Consider the following 17,119-nt stretch of genomic DNA (forward strand, 5'->3'; position numbering starts at 1 on the left):
CAACGGGGGCGGTCGCCGCCGATCACTGGCGACCGGGGCGCCTCTTCCTGTTCCTCAGCAGCCGGTCCATGTGGCTCATGGCCTCGCGCTGGGTGTCCTGTACGACGTGCGTGTACACGTCCATGGTGATGCTGATCTGGGAGTGTCCGAGGATCTCCATCACGACGCGGGGTGCGACCCCGGCCGCCGTGAGGAGAGTGGCGGTGTTGTGGCGGGCGTCGTACAGCCGGATGACGCGGAGGCCGGCGGACTCGGCGACGCGGGTGAAGGAGCGGTAGAGGTTGCGCGGCTCGACGGGGCGGCCGGTGCGGGTGGCGAAGACGTAGTCGGAGTCCTGCCACCTCTCCCCCGCCTTGGTCCGGGCGGCTGCTTGCCGCATGCGGTGCCAGCGCAGGGGCGCGATGCAGAGGGCGGGCAGCGGTACGGCTCGACGACGGCGGCTTTTCGGGTCGTCGTCGTACAGGACGCCACGGCGGCGCTGGACCTGGTGGCGGACGTAGAGGACACGGTTGTCGAGGTCGAGGTCAGACCAGCGGAGGACAGCGCGGAACGCAGAACTCGGTGCGATTCCTTGGCGGTTGCGGCGGTGGTCTCCTTCTCCAGGCGGACGAGGAAACGGCGGACGTCGGCGACGCCGAGGGATTCGAGGCGCTTGGTACCGAGGCGGGGCACCAGGTAGAGGCGGACGTGTGCCTCGTACTTGTCGAAGGTGCTGAGCTTCCGTCGGGGCTTGATGACGTTGTCCAGCCAGTACGGGAGCCACTCGGAGAGCTTGGCGGACTTGGTGGGCACGGGTACGCCCTGGTCGACCTTGTCGAGCACCCGTCGTCGCTTCGCTCCTCCGGGCGGGCGCACCGTGCATGAGGTCAGAACACGTCGTGGGTGGGGCGGTCGGTAACGCTAAGGCGCCGCTAACCTCACGTCGCGCCGGTGCAAGCTAAGGCAGAGCCTTATGTGAGTCTGTCAAACTTAAAGTCCCACTGCAGGCATAGGTACAACGTTGGTGACGTCTACAGCCCGGCGAATGGCCTCGGCGAACCTGACAGCATTGCCGACAGCCCAGTAGTGGACGAAGAACAGGTGAGGTTCGTCGTTGAGGTGGTGGTGATGTACCTCGACGAGTTCGACCCCGCCGCGGCGCAGGGCCATGAGGACGGGCTGGACCTCGTTGGCGATCATGACCAGATCACCGCTAACCGCGGCCATCCCGCCGCCGAGTGGCTGAAGGTTGACGGAGGTAGTGGCGCCCAGTCCCGGAGGCAAGGCCAAATTGCCGTCGGCAATGGTCTCACGGCGGACGTAGGTGCACGTGTAGATGCCGCCGCTAGCAGCCCCCTTGACGCCCATGGCGGCGTCGATCGAGGCAGTGTCCAGGTCGACGGACGGCGAGAGGGCGATAGGTTCGGCAGGCGGGGTGCTGGTGCGGTCCAACGCCGCGCGTAGACCGCGAGCAACGGCAACCGGATCGTGGCCGTGAGCATGCAGATGAACCCACCAGACATCCGGGCTATGATCCAGCAAGTGCTTATGGATGGCGGTCAGCATGATTCCCCGCCCCTGCAGGACGTCACAGAAATGCTGCAGTTCACACTCAGTGACCACGATGTCCCCCATCATGAGCGTGCTGTGGTCTGCGTACCCGACAAAGGACACATGCGTGCCTAGGGCGAGGGCAGGCTTGATCAGAATGCCCTGGGAAAAGACCGTGAGGTCTTGGCGCGGAAAAGCCGTGTGGTACATGAACCGCCTCATGTCACCAGGGCGACCAAGAGCCTTACCCACGTCCGCCCAGTCCGCCAGCTTGGTCATCACCGGTTCGACCAGATCGCGGCCCTTAGGCTCGAAAGACAGGGCGCGGGCCCGGGCGGGCACGCCGGTGAAAGTCGGCACAAGGGCTACTGCGGCCAGCACACCGCGCCGGGACGCGGTAAGTCGGGAGCTGCTGTCCTGCTGTCGCTCATCATCCATGTAATATGCCTCCTGACGCGATGGAAGCACGGAAGACCGCGTTGACCGTTGATCGACACAGCTGCAACCCACCAGTTGCGCTGCCTGGCGAACACCCGACCTCGCTCCTAAGCAGGGACCGTGAACGGCCGGTCTGTGGTGTGCAGCAGGGAAGTACAGCAACCACACCGACCGGGGTCGATCGACGCAAACCGCTGGCGACATCGTGACCAGCATGCTCGGCCTCAGCGACCGTCGTGCCTGTAGTTCGCATCGAGAGGCGAGCACGCCGAGCAATGGCTTTCCCCAATGGCACCATAGGCAACAGACACTGACCAGCTTTCCAAGCGGTTGGACCAAGCAATGCCACCGGTACATCTACCCGCCGGCTTGACTGACTGGTGTACTGGAGACATGGGGGACACATGGACGGCCATCAGTGCAGTCAGTGCCGCAATCGGTAGCGCAGTGGTAATCGTCGCCTCTTTTTTCGCCTATTCACAGATCAAGGAAGCGCGCCTGTCGCGGCACGTGCACCTGCTTATCTCTTTCCAGGAAAAGTATCATACAACCGGAGCGCGCCAATTTCGTTATCGGCTCCTGTCAGGCGAGTTTGGATCTCCGGAAGCTTTCGATCCGACTCGAATGAGCACAGAGGATTTCCACACCTTCTGGCAGCTTCACGATCAACTTGAAATGCTAGGTATCCTGGTCGAGAAGGGTCTTCTCGACTTCGACCTGGTGCTGGCGTGCTTCCATCGATCCCCACCTCAAGTTTGGTCCGCCATCGAGCCCTATATTCTGGATCGCCGCACGCGCTCATCACCCCTGGAAGGGCGAAACTTCGAACGGTTGGTCCAACGTTACCGCCGCTCCCCCATCCTCCCCGCAGAGTATTGGGATCGGCAGAGCGAGTTGTAGTCACATGCCGCGGAGTGCGCCACACAGCAAGTCGGTGGGGCTGGGCCGACGGGCTGGTCGAGCCATTGGAGGTCCGGGCGGTACCGGAACTGCTCCCTGACATCCACGGGTGACATCAACAATGCCGCACGCAAGCAGCCGTGCGTGGCCCGACACGTCCGGCCCGGCCACCCGCTGAAGCCACAGAGTCGCGCTCGGATCGAACTCCTGAAGCGGGTGTCGCAGGTTCGAATCCTGCCAGGGGCACAACAAAATGCCAGATAATTGGACATAACGCCCCTCCGCGGGGATCACAGAGGGGTGCTTTTGTCCCAGATGGGAACCCGATGGGAACGGCACGATGAGTAGTGAGCAGTAACTCTTCGTCGATTGCCTCGTGGTCACCTTGTATAGCTTCATCATGATCTAGGAGGAATTGCCATCCCCGGTGAACTGCTCTCTGGCCGATGCTGAGCGGGGCGGAAACACCTAGCTCGCGCATCTGGAGAATCCGCTGGCGAAAGCGGCGCTCACCGCTTCGATCACCCTGGCGCACACCCGCCCGGCGTCCCGTGCCTCGGCTCCGTACTGCATGCGCACGAAGCGCCCGCCGCGCTTCCTGGTGTACCGACCTCGGGGGGTGCAGGTCACGCCGAGATCCCGCCGACGGGTGCCGTCGAACACTCCGACTGCGATGCGCCGCCCGGCCAACTCCTGCACCAGGGCAAGGAGATACGCCGGAGGGCGGGCGCCATGGAACCACGTGTCGTTTCTCGTCGCGGTGTTGAGGGTTCGGCGCACGAGCCGGACGGTGCAGGTGCGGGGCGGGAGGTTCCGAAACCCTCGGCAGGCAGGGGGCCGGGGTGAGCCGTGCGGGCTCGGCCGACCTCCCTATCCGGCCGTGGCCTTGAAGGAGACCGGCGTCCGGCCGGCCTGGCGGAAGACGGGCACCGCCTGCCGTATCCACGACGCCCTCCTCGCCACGCGCCACGAGCCGTACGTGACACTCATGGTCAACTCGGCCGCCGGGGGCGGAAAGGTCCACGCGCTCTACAGAGCATGGGGGTACGAAGACATCGGGCAAAGCCAGCCGTCACCGGCCCCACCGGTCCTCACCGTGATGATCCGCGACACCCGCTGACCCAAGAGGCGGACAGCGCCGGAACCGACCCTCGGGGCCCGGTCTCGGAGCACGTCGGGCGGGGCCTCGTTGAACATGTTGGGCGCACAGACGGGGCGACCGAGCGGGGCTTGGGCTCGTCGTAACATCTACCAGCCCGTAATGGCAGGAAACCTCTGCAAGGACATCGATTGCCTGGTGCGTCTTTGGAACGTGAGGGCTGCGAGTGTGCCACCCTCGCTGAGCGCCAACTAGAAATCGGCCACCTGGAAGCGGCCTGCGCCTCCTGGCACCAGGCGCTCGACGACTACCCCATGGTCCAGTCCGGCCGCGCCGACGACCGGATCACAACCATGTTCGGCCTTCTGCGCCCCCACCTGAAGATCGCTGCCGCGCGGGACCTTCATAACCACGCACGAACGGTCGCCCCACCATCCTTGGCGCCCTGAGCGCATTGAGCAGTGTGCATCGTGAAAAGTGCAGGTCGGGTGGGCTGGTGTGCGCGGGGTCGGGGGTGCTCGGACTGGTCGGCGGCGGGTGTCCATGATGAAGATCGTCTGACCGGTCGGTCGGGAGGGTTCTCTGATTCTGCTGCGCCTGCGTGAGCGGGCCGCCTACGATCCGTCACCGTGTCGGTACGCCGGGGATCGTGGGGAGGGTGTGGGGATGTCCGATCTGGAGCGGATCACGGCTCGCCGTAGCGAACTGGACGCGCTCGTCGAGGAGTTGGCCAAGCGGCTTCAGGAGGTCGAAGCCGGGCGGGCGGAGCTGGGGATCGCCGAGCTGGTCCTGTTCCGCCTGGCCGAACAGGACCGGACCGGTACGGAGGCTGCTGAGGCGGCGGCCCCAGTGAAAGCGCAGGTGGCGGGGCGTGCGGTGCTGCTGATCCCGCACCGTGGTGAGACGGACGACGAGGCCGCGCTGCCCGCCGACTACCACCGGATCCTGTCGATCGTGCGGGCCGTCGGCGGCTCGGTGCAGGTCAAGGCGGTGGGTGAGGAACTGGGGCTTGAGGTGGGGGTGCGCGGGAAGCTGGAGCCGCTGCGGGCGAAGATGACCAAGCTCGCCGACCGTGGCTGGCTGTACAGCGGCCTGACGGGAAGTTCACCGCACGCCTGTGGCAGCTGCGGACCGGGGCGACAAGAGAGCGTAACCGGCGGTCCCCCGACGGCAGTTGAGTTTGGTGTGGAGAAAAACAACCATCTGTAGCCGCTCCTCAGGAGCGGGTGCCCGGACCGGTCGCCCCATGAGGTCAAGCCCCGCGCCCCGCACCAGGGCGCGCGGGCTCGGCCCGCAGGACGGAGAGCAGGGCAGCGGTCTCCGCCGTGGCGGGTGAGCCGAGCCGACGGTAGAGGGCGACGGCGTCCTCCAGGCCGGTGAGGGCGGCCGCGCGGTCACCGAGAGCGAGGGCGCAGCGGGCCGCGCCTTCCAGGGCGTGCGCCTCGTCCAGCAGCCTGCGGGTGTCACGGGCGAGCGCCAAGGCCTGCTGATGCAGCGTCAGCGCCGAGCGCGGGTCCGCCGTCCGTTCGGTCAGGGCCCCGAGGTCGAGCAGGGCCCTGGTCTCGCCGAGGCGGCTGCCGATCTCGCGGTAGAGCGCCAGCGCCTGCTGGAACAGGGCGACGGCGTCGCGGCTGTCCCCCAGCGCGTCGCGGGCCCGGCCCAGGCCGAGCAGCGAGTCGGCCTCTCCATGGCGACTGCCCACCTCCCGGCAGGCGTCCAGGGAGCGTTGATGCAACTCGGCCGCGACAGTGTGGTCGCCGACGGCGTGCCGAACCCGGCCCAGTCCGCGCAGGGTGTTGGCCACGCCCTGCACGCTGTTGAGGTCCTCGTAGATCGTCAGCGCCTCCTGGTAGAACTTCCCTGCGCCGTCCCGGTCGCCCGTCTCGTCCAGGATGTACGCGAGGTCGTGCAGGGCGGCGGCTTCGCCGCGGCGGTCTCCCATGGACCGGTAGAGGGCGAGCACCTGCGAGGTCAGCTCGATGGCAGCGGGGGAGTCGCCCGAGGAGTGCCGGGCCCGGCCGAGGTCGCACAGCGCGCGGGCCTCGCCGAGCCGGTCGCCGAGGGCCCGGAAGGCCATAAGGGCCCGTTCGTGCAGCCAGGCCGCCTCCGGGATGTCCCCGGTCAGCAGCCGGATGCGGCCCAGCTCGTGCAGGTCGTTGGCCTCGCCGTGCCGGTCGTCCAGCTCCTGGTGGATCGCCAGGGCTCTCTCGTACAGCTCCGCGGCGCCGCGGTAGTCACCGGTCGCGTGCCGGACCCGGCCCAGGTCGCACAGGGCGTCCGCCTCGCCGCGGCGGTCGCCGGTGGCCGCCGCCGTCGTCACCGCGGACCCGTGCAGCGCGGCGGCCTGGCTCCAGTGGCCCTCCAGCAGGAGGAAGGCCGCCAGGTCGGCGGAGATCGACACGGTGAACCCGGGGACGTCCGCGAGGGCGGGGTGGCCGAGGAGCGAGAGCAGGTTGCGGTGATCGCCGCGCATCCAGGCCAGCGCCTCGGCCCGGTCGGCGAGTGCGGGCAGAGCGGGTGGGGCCGCCGGCTCCGGGCGCCGGCCGGGGCGGGTACGGCGCGCCAGGTGCTCGTTGGCCCGCGCGGCGGCGTGCTGGTAGTACCCGGCCAGCCTGCGCAGTGGGGCGTCGAGGTCCCTCTCACCCTCACCGGTCAACTCCCCCGCCTTCGAGCGGGCGTAGAGACCGACGAGGTCGTGGAAGAGGTAGCGCCCGGGGGTGCGCTGGATCAGCAGGTTGTGGTGGAGCAGGGATTCCAGCAGCCGTTCCGCGGTGCGGGGGTCGGCGCCGGCCAGGGCGGCGACGGCGCAGGCGTCGACGTCGTAGCCGGGGAAGCGGCCCAGCAGCCGCAGCAGGTCCTGTTCGTCAGGGGCGAGGGAGGCGAAGGAGGTCGCGAAGACGGCGGTCAGGCTGCGGTCCTCGTCCGTCAGATGGGAAAGGCGCTGGTGCTCGTCGCGGAGCCTGGCCACCAGGTCCTCCGGCCGCAGACCGCGATGATGGCGCAGCCGCGCGGCGGCGATACGGATCGCCAGCGGCAGGTGGCCGCAGAGCCGGACGAGTTCGTCGGCCGCCGGATGGCCGGCGGGGACACGACCGGGGCCCGCGCCCTCGCGCAGCAGCGCCACCGCGTCCGCGTCCGGGAGCACGTCGACGGCGAGACTGTGCGCGTCGTCGAGGCCGGTCAGCCGCTTGCGGCTGGTGATCAGGACCAGACAGCCGGGCGTGCCCGGCAGGAGCGGGCGCACCTGCGCGCTGCTGGCCGCGTTGTCGAGGACGATCAGGGTGCGGGTGTCGGCGAGCCGCTCCCGGTACAGGGCGGCACGGGTGCTCAGTTCCTCTGGTATCTGCTGCGGCGCCACGCCCAGCGAACGCAGCAGCCAGTCCAGGGCGTCGGCGGGGGCGACCGGGGCGATCCCGGCCGTGTGCCCGTGGAGGTCCACGAAGAGCTGCCCGTCCGGGAACTGGGCGCGTACCCGGTGCCCTGCGCGGATGGCCAGCGCGGACTTGCCCACGCCGCCCATGCCGTCGATCGCCGAGATCACCACCATGCCGGAGGAACTGCCCGCGGGCGCCGACCGGGCCAGCGCGAGCAGTTGGTCCAGCTCCCGGGCGCGACCGGTGAACAGCCGGGTGTCGTACGGAAGTTGGCATGGCGCGCCCGGACGCGGCCGCCCTGCTTCCGCGGCGACGGCCGCGCGGGGCGGGGCGGATACGGTGCGCGCCCCCGCGAGTAACTGTTCGCGGCGGCGCTGATCGAGCGCGAGGGCATCGGCGAGCCGGCTCACCGAGGAGAGCCGCGGCTGCCTTCGCCCCGCTTCCAGCACGCTGATCGAGTGGGCCGACACCCCTGACAGGTCGGCCAGTTCGTCCTGCGTCCAGCCGGCCGCGAGCCGGCATGCGCGCAGAAGCTCCCCGAAGGAACCACCGCCCATTTTCCCCCCTGAAAATGGTCAACCGCCGAAACGGCACAGGCCGGTCGGACCGTTTCCGGCCCGGCGGGCTGCGCCGGTTCAACTGTTGTTCCGGCCGCCGGGGAAAGCAAGGCGGCCCAGCGGTCGTTCAGGGCATGGTCCGGTCAAAATCCAGACCGGTCAAACCGCGGGAAGAGCACCGGAGTTGAGGGCGGCCGTGGCGTTGCGCATGGTACGGGCGATGGCGGCCGGGACGGGAGCCAGTTCCGCGGCATGGCGGGCGGCTGCCTCGGTCTGCAGGGTCCGTTCGACGGAGTACCAGACCGGCAGGACGCCGACCCGGCTTTTGCAGGCCACGTCCGCGCGGGCCACGGCCACCTCGCGCGGGCTCGCCGCCGGGACCGGGCCGGTGCCGCTGGGCGCTGCGCCGACGAGCGTCGCGTCATGGGCGGGCGCGGTCGGGTCCGGATAGCGGTATCCGGCCTGCCGCATGCAGGCCGACCAGGCGTGGAAGACTGACTGGACCTGAGAGGTGCGCTGGGAGAGCGCGTAGCTGTTGTCGGCGATGGCGCGGATCACGTCGGGGAGGTCGATGCGGCCGCCCCGGCTGTCCAGGGCCCGGTGAGCCGAGCCGAAACAGCCGCCCTCGGGAACGGGGCGCCCGTTGCGCCCCCGCGCGGACTTGCCGAGCAGGGCGCCGTACTCCTCGCGGGTCGGGTTCGGGGTGCCGGCGCCGGCGGGCGCGGCCTTGCGCAGCATCCAGCGGTAACCCTGCGCCGCCTGGGCGTTGGTCACCGGTCCGTAGCGGAAGGCGTTGTGGTCGGGGCCCGGGCGCAGCCGCGTGGGCAGGTCGGCGGAGTAACCCAGGCCGCGCATACATGAGTTGGCCAGTGAGTAAACGGCGGCCTGGAGTTTGGCGGACTGGGCCGGTGTGTACTGGTAGGCGTCCATGGGCAGTTGCCAGGCGGTCGGCGACGCGCCGACCGACGTCACCGGAACCCGGGCCGGCAGGGGCATGTCGGTGGTGTCGGCTGTGGCATGCCCGGCTGCGGGCCGGAGCCCTGCCGCCGAGGGGCCGTCGCAAGCGGTCGCGGCGCCGGTCAGCAAGGCCGCGAGCAGGAGCAGGCCGACAGCGCGGCCAGGGCGGTTCGACTTCGGGATCACGGGCGGGACCTCTGCTCCCTCATGACGTACGGGTGGCGGGTGCGTGACCGGCCGGCGAGGCGCCCACCCCCGTGGCGCGCCGCGCCGGCCGGTCCGCGATACCGGGTCAGGACACCGGCGTCAGTTCCAGTCGGGCGTCCAGCTCAGCGAGCCGAGGAGGCCCAGGCCGTTGAGGTTGTTGCTGGAGGTTCCGGCGTACTGGATGTGCAGGTTCCCCTGGCCCCAGGGGGCGGAGTACATGTTGGCGTTGCGCCAGTTGTCGTTCTCCGCGCTAGAGACCCCACCGGTGTTCACGGCGGCGCCGTTGCCGAAGGTGAGGCCGGAGGTGTCGTGCCAGGTGGCCCAGAACTCGTCGCAGGACCCCTGGTAGTTGGTGAAGTAGAAGGTCCGCAAGGAGCCGTAGCTGGCGGAGCACGTCCGCGAATAGAGCGCGGAGGGTGACCCGGAGGAGGCCTGTGCCTCACCGGCGAATGCGAGCCCGGAGGCCATCAGACCGGCCGTCGCCGCCACCGCGAGTTTTGTGCGGAACTGCATGGGAGCTGTCCCCTCTGCAGACAGGAAGCGACGGGTTCCCGGATGGTCCCTGCTCTCGCCCCCGCTGATGCACCACATCCTCTGCGCGCCGGCCCGCCACCTCCATGACGGCAGGTTGACGTTCGCTTGTCGTTGAGACCGGACCCGCGCGGAGCGGACCGCGGCCCGCGGACGGCTGGCGGCTGACCGGCACCAAGATGTGGACGGGCGGCGCACACGTCAACGACCACGCGATCGTGCTCGCCCGCACCGCCGACACCATGGACCCCCACACCGGACCTCCATTGAGTGGCGGCGGCCACCGACACCAAGCTGTTCGAATCCGTTGACCACAGTCTGCTGCCCGAACTCCGGTTCTAGCTCACCTTCAGCGTGCACGGGGCGTAACGGAAGCCTGGTACGGCCCGAAAAGGGCTGTTGTCCGAAAGCGAGGAGCAGGGGCCCGCGTTAGGCGGGCCCCTCGTGTGTCGACGGACAGAAGTGACTGGACAAGGGTCGCTTCCATAGCCTCGGGTCAACCAGTCGAAGCGGTGACCTTCGCGACGCAGACGGCGCGCTACGTCAAGGTGGTCAACACCGGCAGCGCCGGCAACTGGTGGTCCATCGCCGGGTTCAACGCATACGACCGATCATGCACATCGTGCTCCCGAGCCGCCAACCTGTCCTCGGCAGTGCGGACAGGGTGCACGTAGACAGCCGAACGCCCCCGAACCCCCGACAGAGACGGGCCTTCGTCGCCCCCAAGGAGTCTGCGGTGCTCACCGCTTCGGCGACCGCAGCCGACCTCAGCCGACTTCCTCGCCCTCGTGCCCACGGGTTCGTGGGGCCCTTCATGGGAACGTCATGGGAACGGAAGGCCGTGTAAAGACAGGGAACGATCAGACACGGGCGGCAGACAGCACGGCGCTGACCAGCAGGAACGGTGAAGCCAGGGAAAGGCCATCACAGACAGGGCAGGCTATAGGGTCTCCCCTAAACCGGGTGTCGCAGGTTCGAATCCTGCCGGGGGCACCATGTAGTTCGTTGCCGACCTGGGATTTCTCCCCGGGGAGGCGCTCTCTTCGGCCTCGGACTCCTCGTCCGGGGCCGTTTGCGTGAGCTTGCCGGCTTCGTCGAGCGGATCGTCGCGCCGCGCAGGTTGCACCGCGTCTACGTCAGGGAACTCGCCCGCCTCGACACCCACGCCCGCGAGCAGCGCATCCGTTAGCAGCGGCACGTCGGCCCGAACGGAGGCCCGGAGCCGCACGGCTCGCGGAACGGTCCGCACCAGTCATCAGTCATCAGCTATTCAGGAACGGGAGTTCAACGATGAAAATGCTTGCCTTCAAGACCACGACCCACAAGGCGAAGCCTGCCCGTATCGGCGCGCCGATCAGCGCGGCGGCCATGGAGTCCGTGATCGACGAGCCGGGGCCGGTCGAGGTCAGGACGATCGGCGCGGACTGGGAGGCCCCCATCACGGGGCTGCTCAACATCAAGCACCCGAAGGCCGTCGCGGCGGGGATCACCGACCACAAGGAGCCGATCAAGATCTACGCCCACGTCGTACGGCACCCCACGCAGGGTTTCTTCCTGGTGGACACGGGCGTTTCACGGCGGCTGCTGGAGGACCCCGTAGGCGTGGGGGTCGGAATGATGCTGAGGAAATACGGGGGCATCGAGAAGATGCACCCTCAGCAGAGCACCGCGGAGATCATCGAAGCGGAGGGAGTTCCCCTGAACGGGGTCTTCATGACCCATCTCCACCTCGATCACGTCTCCGGACTCCCGGACGTTCCCAAGGACGTCCCCATCTACACCGGCGCCAATGAGGCGGAGGCGTCGCTCTTCCTGAACCTGTTCGCCCAGGGAACGAACAACCACCTCCTGGCCGGACGGCCGCCGCTCGAGGAACTCCGGTTCACGAAGGACCCGGGCGGAAGGCTCGAAGGTGTCAACGACGTGTTCGGCGACGGCTCGTTCTTCGCGATCCTGACCCCGGGGCACACCACCGGACACGTCTCCTACCTCGCCCGCACCGCGGCGGGTCCGGTGCTCATGACCGGTGACGTCAGCCACACGCGCTGGGGTTGGGACAACGGCGTAGAACCCGGGACCTACATGCAGGAGCGCGAACCCAGCATCAAGAGCTTGCTCGCCCTGAAGGCGCTCGGCGAGCGCCACCCGAACATGATCGTGAGGCTGGGGCACCAGGAGTAGGCAGCGCGGCCCAGGCGGCCGGCAGCAGCCGGACACTGTGACTCTGCGGCGGTCCGGCCTCAGCGGGCGGCGTAGTCCGCGGCGAGCCGGTCGAGGAACGTCATGAGCTTGGTGTTCATCTCGGTGCAGTCGTTGGCGCGCAGCTGATCGGGCTGCTGGACGTAGGGGCGGTCGGCGAGTGCGGCCAGTTCCTTCTCGTCCTGTTCGATCAGGGCCTCGATGCAGTCCGGGGTGAACTCCATGTGGCACTGGAAGCCGTACACGTAGCGGCTGTAGGCGACGATCCGGCGGGGGCATCCGGCGCTGGTGGCCAGCACGGTCGCGTCGTCGGTGAGGCCCGGCATGTCGTTGTGCCAGTGGCCGGTGTCGAAGGAGTCCCCGAAGCCGGTGGGGAAGGGGTGCTCACGGCCGGCGGCCGTGAGCGTGACGGGGAAGGAGCCGATCTCCGTGTCCGGGCTGGGGGCCCAGGCGGCGCCGAGCGACTCGCCGACGAGCTGGGCGCCCAGGCAGATACCGATGACCGCCTTGTCCGCCTCGACGCAGGCGGTCAGCTCGTGCACCTGCGGGTCACTCAGCAGCCTGTACACGGCGTGCTGCAGAAGCCGGCTCACCCACGTCGTCCCGGTGTTCAGCCGCGTCTGCAGGCGCTGGGTGCTTTCCTCGTCCGTCGCGACGAGCGCGAGCCGAAGGTCCGGCCCGAGAGACTTCGACACCGAACGCACCAACGCCCACAACGAGACCTCGGGCGGCGTGATCCGGTGGTACGGCACGCTGGAGGGCGGGGCCCTTGTCGTCCCCAGATCCCCAGGTCACGCCTGTGATCGCTCGACCTCGCACCTGGAGCGGGTGTCACAGGTCCGAATCCTGCCGGCGCACAGAGGGAAGGGCCGGCTGATCGTGGGGCAGATGGTCACCCGCGTGCGTGCGTGCGCCGCCGCCTCAGGCGGGGGCGCAGGCCCACCAGGACGGCGGCGATCACCGCCCACAGCGCGAGGGTGGTCAATGGCTGCACCGCCTGCGCGCCGTGGAAGTAGCTCAGGTCGGTCACGGCGCGGACGGCCGCGCCCGGCGGCAGCAGCGCGGAGACGGCGCGAGCGGCGGAGGGCAGGAGGTCCGGGCCGATGGCGGCGCCGCTGGTGGAGTTGCCGACCGTGAGCAGCAAGAGGGTGGCGACGGGCACGCCGACCGGGCCGAGATAGGTGCCCAGCAGCTTGGTGGTGAACGCGGCTGCCGCGGCGAGCAGGGTCAGGGTGAAGGTCATCGGCATCACCGGCGCCGGCACCGCCCCGAGGACGGGTCCGGCGATGACGGTGGCGACGATACCGATGGCCACCGAGGCACCGGACAGCAGCCAGAACCGGTGGCGCAGGTGCAGATGGTTCGCGAGGCCCAGGGCGTTCTGGGCGAGGGCGAAGCCGGCCAGCGTGACGCCGAACGCCATGTAGAACCCGGCCAGTCCACGGGAGTCGAACCGGGCGAACGGGACGACGTCCACCGTGGTCAGGCGCTGGCCCGTCCCGTGGGCGTAGGCGCCCATCAGGCTCTTCACGGCCGTCGTCGTCGACAGCCCGTTGGCCCCGCCGACCTCCAGGCGCAACCGGCCGGAGTCCGGACGGCCGCTGAGCGCGGCCACGACATCGCGGCGCTCCACCTCGACGCGCCCCGTGGCGGCGTCGGCGACAGGATGGACATCGACGCTGTCACCAAGCACCTGGCGTACCTCGCCCGAAAGCTCCTGCCCGGCGACAGCCACCGGCACCCGGTGCGGCTGGGGGTCGCGCTGCAGGCCGACGTAGCAGCCGATGAAGGCCGCCACGACGACCAGGGCGATCACGGTCGGCTGGAGCCAGAGCCGGACCGGTGGCGCGGTTGCCGCGGAAGAGGCGGAAGAGTCGGAGGTGGAAGGGGAGGGGGAAGGGGAGGGGGTGGTGGCGGTGGCGGTGATCAGGTCGGCTTCGGCGGCCGGGCCGAGGCGAGTGGCCATGAAGTGTCTCCGGTGCAGGGGCGCGGCCTTGGATGAGGGGACAGGAGCGCCTCAAATAGATGATGGAAGCAATCTAATAAGCACCGTACGATAGATGTCGTCCAGCATCCAAAAGGGAGGTGCCCGATGGGTCGCGTCTCACAGGCGCAGGCACAGGCGAACCGCCGGCGGGTCGTGGAGCAGGCCTCTCAGTTGTTCCGCGAGCAGGGCACAAGCGTGAGCGTCGCGGAGCTGATGAAGGCGGCCGGCCTGACGCACGGCGGCTTCTACAAGCAGTTCGCCTCCAAGGAGGCTCTGATCGACGAGGCCGTCACCCACGCGTTCGGCGAACTGACCGAGTTCCACGCCACCACACTCGAAGAGCACGAGGGGCACCGTGCCGAGGCCCAGCAGTCCCTGATCGACGGGTACTTGTCCGTCCGGCACCGGGACAACCCCGCCTCGGGCTGCCCCGTCGCCGCGCTCGCCACCGACATGGCCCGGGACAGCGGCGACCACGGGGCGCACCGCACCTACGCCGAAGGGGTGCAGGACTTCACCCAGTGGCTCGCCACCGACGACGAGGACGGCACCGCCCGGCTGTGCACCATGCTCGGCGCCCTTCTCCTGGCCCGCGCCACCAAGGACTCCCCGGTGTCCGAGCAGGTCCTCTCCGCCGCCCGCGCCGCACTGTCACCCGCCCCGCAACCAGGTGTCTGACATCCGCTGCCGAGTCCGGGCGACACAACCGGCCGGCCCGGGTTCCGGCTGACGCCCTGGACACCGCCGCGGGCCCGGAGTGGAGCGGCGACGCCGGCTTCGGCGTCCGGCTTCCGGACCTCTCGCTCACCCATCGCCACCCGGACGTCGCCGTGTACCGCGCAGACACGACCGATGTCACCCCACCCGCTGGTGTCGCCGGGCTCGGAGACCGCCGACCGGATCTGAAGGGCGACCAGTACGCCAAGGCGGACCAGTACGCCCAGGCGGGCATCGGCTCACCGGCATCCTCAAGGCAGCGGCCGGCGGCAGCACTTCAGAGGGGTGGGGCATCCCCACCCGCGATCACGGCGAGCGGTCGGCGATTTCCTCGGTGCCGATGACCGTGAGCAGGTCGAGCAGGTCGGCGCTGTCCGTGCCGACTGCGGGGGTGAACCAGAGCAGGCGTTGGCGGCCGTCCTCGCTGAACAGGTTGAGACAGTTGACCTGGATCAGACCGAGCGTGGGGTGGTTGAGGCGTTTGCGGTCGTCGCGCCGGAACGCCACGTCGTGGTCGGCCCACAGTGCGGCGAATTCGGCGGAGAGGCCGAGCAGCGTACCGATCATCGAGCCGGCTTCGGCGTCCTTCGCGTCCCGCCTGGCGGCGGCTGCCCGCAGGTCGGCGACGAAGGCGCGGGACTGGGCTTCGTGGTCGGCCTCCGGGTAGAGCCGCCGGGCTTCGGGCTCGGTGAACCACCGGTGGACGAAGCTGGCCCGGGCGCCCCGGAAGCCGGACTGGTCTCCGAGCAGGGCCACCGCGAGCGGATTCTGCACCAGGGTGACGTGCAGGTCGGTGATCACCTGTGCAGGTGTCGACGTCAGGCGCTGGAGCAGATCGAGCATTCCGGGGTGTACGTGCGAGGCGGCTCCGCCGTGCACGGGCACCGGGCGACCCGCCAGATGGTAGAGGTGGTCGCGTTCGTCAGCGGTCAGGCGCAGCGCCCTGGCCAGGGCGGCGATCATCTGCTCGGACGGCTGGGACCCGGCTCCGCGCTCGAGCTCGTTGTAGTAGTCCACCGATGCCCCGGCGAGCTGGGCGACCTCGTCACGCCGCAACCCGGGCACCCGGCGGCGGGGCCCGGTGGGGAGCCCCACCTCGGCCGGACGGATGCGTTCCCGCCGCGAACGCAGGAAGGCCCCGAGTTCGGTGTGTTTAGCAGAACCCATGGTCTTCATTCTGTGCTCGGCCGGGCCACGGACACAGGGGATGACATCCCCTGGTTCCGCCGGCCGGCGTTGTTCACCCTGGAGGCATGAACGCACTTCCTTCCCCCCGTCCCTCCTCGGCCACCCGGGTCGCCGTCGTCACCGGCGGATCACGTGGCATCGGCCGGGCCGTCGCCCACAGACTCGCCCAGGACGGACTGGCCGTCGTGGTGAACTACGCCCACGACGCGGCCGTCGCGGAGAAGACGGTGGCAGCCATCACCGCCGTCGACGGGCAGGCGATCGCGGTCCAGGGTGACGTGGCGGACGAGAACGCGGTCGCCGCGCTGTTCGACCAGGCGGAAAAGGAGTTCGGCGGCGTGGACGTCGTCGTCAACTCCGCGGGCAGGCTCGCCCTGTCGCCCATCGCCGAGCTCGACCTGGCGGTGCTCGACGCCATGCACCGCACCAACGTCCGGGGGACTTTCGTCGTCGCCCAGCAGGCGGCACGGCGACTGCGTGCGGGCGGCTCGTTCGTGGGGTTCTCGACCTCCGTGGTCGGTACGCAGTTCCCTGGATACGGTGCGTACGCGGCGAGCAAGGGCGCCGTCGAGGCGATGACGCTGATCCTCGCCCGCGAGCTGCGCGGCCGGGACATCACTGTGAACACCGTCGCTCCCGGCCCCACGGCCACGGATCTGTTCCTCGAAGGCAAGACGGACGACGAGATCGACCGGCTCGCCAAGACCCCGCCGTTGGAGCGGCTGGGCACACCGGAGGACATCGCCCACGTGGTCGCCTTCCTCACCAGTCCGCAAGGGCACTGGGTGAACGGCCAGATCCTGCGCGCCAACGGCGGCCTGGTGTGACAGCCCGGCCGAACGTCCTGGTCGTCACCGGCGGTCATCGGCGCGCCGAACGGCCTCGGTGACCTCACCGCACAGGCCCTGGCCGGGGCCGGGGCCGGCCGCACCGTCCACACCGGCCTGCGCGCCACCACCGGCCGTGACACCTCCGCCGTCGCGGCGATCACCGAACCGAAGTAGGAGCGCGGCTTCGGACAGCCGTGTCCGGATCTTCGGTGCGCCCCATGGCGAACGCCCCGCCCGTTCGGCACCCACATCGATCCGCGTCGCGAACTGCTTGCCGCGCACGCCGGTCTCCGACCACTTCAGCACCTTCGGGGGAACGGCCACCGGCCTCGCCCCTCGGACAGATTCCTCCGCCTCCGCGGAAGAAGTCGATTCAAGGAGAAGCCTCCATGCCTTTCGCCCATTTCAAGGTCCCCGCCGGCACCATCACCGCCGAGGACAAGAAGAAGATCGTCGAGCGCACCACGGATCTGTACACGGAGATCTACGGTGAGCGGGCCCGCCCCACCACCGTCGTACTCGTCGACGAAGTCGCCGACGGCGGCTGGGGAGTCGCGGGCAACGTCCTGACCGCGGCCATGCTCAACGGCGACGCCTGACTCCGA

General features: G+C 69.3%; 14 protein-coding genes and 3 pseudogenes. 8 read left to right on the forward strand and 9 right to left on the reverse strand.

All coding sequences use genetic code 11. The features are described 5' to 3' along the window. Nucleotides 1–22: 22 nt before the first annotated feature. A pseudogene (locus ACIRR9_RS14105) lies at nucleotides 23–834 on the reverse strand (tyrosine-type recombinase/integrase); the annotation flags it as partial. 135 nt (nucleotides 835–969) lie between these two features. Next, nucleotides 970–1,968 (reverse strand): DUF1259 domain-containing protein, encoded by a 999-nt coding sequence (locus tag ACIRR9_RS14110; RefSeq protein ID WP_403750965.1) that lies wholly within the window; start codon nucleotides 1,966–1,968, stop codon nucleotides 970–972. 393 nt (nucleotides 1,969–2,361) lie between these two features. Between ACIRR9_RS14110 and ACIRR9_RS14115 the strand changes: the two genes are divergently transcribed. The 4 genes and pseudogenes from ACIRR9_RS14115 to ACIRR9_RS14130 all read left to right on the forward strand — a co-directional run bounded on the left by ACIRR9_RS14115 (nucleotide 2,362) and on the right by ACIRR9_RS14130 (nucleotide 5,176). Next, on the forward strand, nucleotides 2,362–2,868 hold the full coding sequence (locus tag ACIRR9_RS14115) for a hypothetical protein (RefSeq protein ID WP_403750966.1): 507 nt from the start codon (nucleotides 2,362–2,364) through the stop codon (nucleotides 2,866–2,868). Between the two features lie 874 nt (nucleotides 2,869–3,742). Then, nucleotides 3,743–3,988: pseudogene (locus tag ACIRR9_RS14120) on the forward strand (GNAT family N-acetyltransferase); the annotation flags it as partial. A 209-nt stretch (nucleotides 3,989–4,197) separates the two neighbouring features. Beyond that, nucleotides 4,198–4,416: pseudogene (locus ACIRR9_RS14125) on the forward strand (transcriptional regulator); the annotation flags it as partial. A 217-nt stretch (nucleotides 4,417–4,633) separates the two neighbouring features. Further along, the gene (locus ACIRR9_RS14130; RefSeq protein WP_403750967.1) at nucleotides 4,634–5,176 is read left to right on the forward strand and encodes a hypothetical protein; all 543 of its coding nucleotides are present in this window, start codon (nucleotides 4,634–4,636) and stop codon (nucleotides 5,174–5,176) included. Nucleotides 5,177–5,219: 43 nt separating this feature from the next. Here ACIRR9_RS14130 and ACIRR9_RS14135 read toward each other — a convergent pair whose 3' ends face one another. From ACIRR9_RS14135 to ACIRR9_RS14145, 3 genes are all read right to left on the reverse strand, one after another. Then, on the reverse strand, nucleotides 5,220–7,898 hold the full coding sequence (locus tag ACIRR9_RS14135) for an ATP-binding protein (protein ID WP_403750968.1): 2,679 nt from the start codon (nucleotides 7,896–7,898) through the stop codon (nucleotides 5,220–5,222). A 159-nt stretch (nucleotides 7,899–8,057) separates the two neighbouring features. After that, nucleotides 8,058–9,041: a hypothetical protein gene (locus ACIRR9_RS14140; protein ID WP_403750970.1), complete on the reverse strand. Its 984-nt coding sequence runs from the start codon at nucleotides 9,039–9,041 to the stop codon at nucleotides 8,058–8,060. A gap of 120 nt (nucleotides 9,042–9,161) precedes the next feature. After that, on the reverse strand, nucleotides 9,162–9,575 hold the full coding sequence (locus ACIRR9_RS14145) for a hypothetical protein (RefSeq protein WP_403750972.1): 414 nt from the start codon (nucleotides 9,573–9,575) through the stop codon (nucleotides 9,162–9,164). A gap of 1,308 nt (nucleotides 9,576–10,883) precedes the next feature. Here ACIRR9_RS14145 and ACIRR9_RS14150 point away from each other — a divergent pair. Further along, the gene (locus ACIRR9_RS14150) at nucleotides 10,884–11,774 is read left to right on the forward strand and encodes an MBL fold metallo-hydrolase (RefSeq protein ID WP_403750974.1); all 891 of its coding nucleotides are present in this window, start codon (nucleotides 10,884–10,886) and stop codon (nucleotides 11,772–11,774) included. A 59-nt stretch (nucleotides 11,775–11,833) separates the two neighbouring features. On the opposite strand, the gene ACIRR9_RS14155 is transcribed toward ACIRR9_RS14150, so the two are convergent. Further along, nucleotides 11,834–12,487, reverse strand: coding sequence for a hypothetical protein (locus ACIRR9_RS14155; RefSeq protein WP_403750976.1), 654 nt, complete (start codon nucleotides 12,485–12,487; stop codon nucleotides 11,834–11,836). 197 nt (nucleotides 12,488–12,684) lie between these two features. Next, nucleotides 12,685–13,758 (reverse strand): hypothetical protein, encoded by a 1,074-nt coding sequence (locus ACIRR9_RS14160; protein WP_403750978.1) that lies wholly within the window; start codon nucleotides 13,756–13,758, stop codon nucleotides 12,685–12,687. Nucleotides 13,759–13,884: 126 nt separating this feature from the next. Here ACIRR9_RS14160 and ACIRR9_RS14165 point away from each other — a divergent pair, with 126 nt between their 5' ends. After that, on the forward strand, nucleotides 13,885–14,457 hold the full coding sequence (locus ACIRR9_RS14165) for a TetR/AcrR family transcriptional regulator (protein WP_403750980.1): 573 nt from the start codon (nucleotides 13,885–13,887) through the stop codon (nucleotides 14,455–14,457). A 345-nt stretch (nucleotides 14,458–14,802) separates the two neighbouring features. Here the strand turns inward: ACIRR9_RS14165 and ACIRR9_RS14170 are convergent, their stop codons facing one another. Beyond that, complete coding sequence (locus ACIRR9_RS14170; protein WP_403750982.1) at nucleotides 14,803–15,672, reverse strand: helix-turn-helix transcriptional regulator; 870 nt, start codon at nucleotides 15,670–15,672, stop codon at nucleotides 14,803–14,805. Nucleotides 15,673–15,749: 77 nt separating this feature from the next. On the opposite strand from ACIRR9_RS14170, the gene ACIRR9_RS14175 reads away from it, so the two are divergent. Beyond that, nucleotides 15,750–16,511, forward strand: a complete 762-nt coding sequence (locus ACIRR9_RS14175) for an SDR family oxidoreductase (RefSeq protein WP_403750984.1) — start codon at nucleotides 15,750–15,752, stop codon at nucleotides 16,509–16,511. 24 nt (nucleotides 16,512–16,535) lie between these two features. Here the strand turns inward: ACIRR9_RS14175 and ACIRR9_RS14180 are convergent, their stop codons facing one another. Further along, nucleotides 16,536–16,838, reverse strand: coding sequence for a hypothetical protein (locus tag ACIRR9_RS14180; RefSeq protein ID WP_403750986.1), 303 nt, complete (start codon nucleotides 16,836–16,838; stop codon nucleotides 16,536–16,538). Between the two features lie 65 nt (nucleotides 16,839–16,903). Between ACIRR9_RS14180 and ACIRR9_RS14185 the strand changes: the two genes are divergently transcribed. Next, complete coding sequence (locus ACIRR9_RS14185) at nucleotides 16,904–17,113, forward strand: 4-oxalocrotonate tautomerase family protein (protein ID WP_403750988.1); 210 nt, start codon at nucleotides 16,904–16,906, stop codon at nucleotides 17,111–17,113. Nucleotides 17,114–17,119: the final 6 nt, after the last annotated feature.

The organism is Streptomyces sp. NPDC101234, from assembly GCF_044767525.1.
GTDB lineage: Bacteria > Actinomycetota > Actinomycetes > Streptomycetales > Streptomycetaceae > Streptomyces > Streptomyces sasae.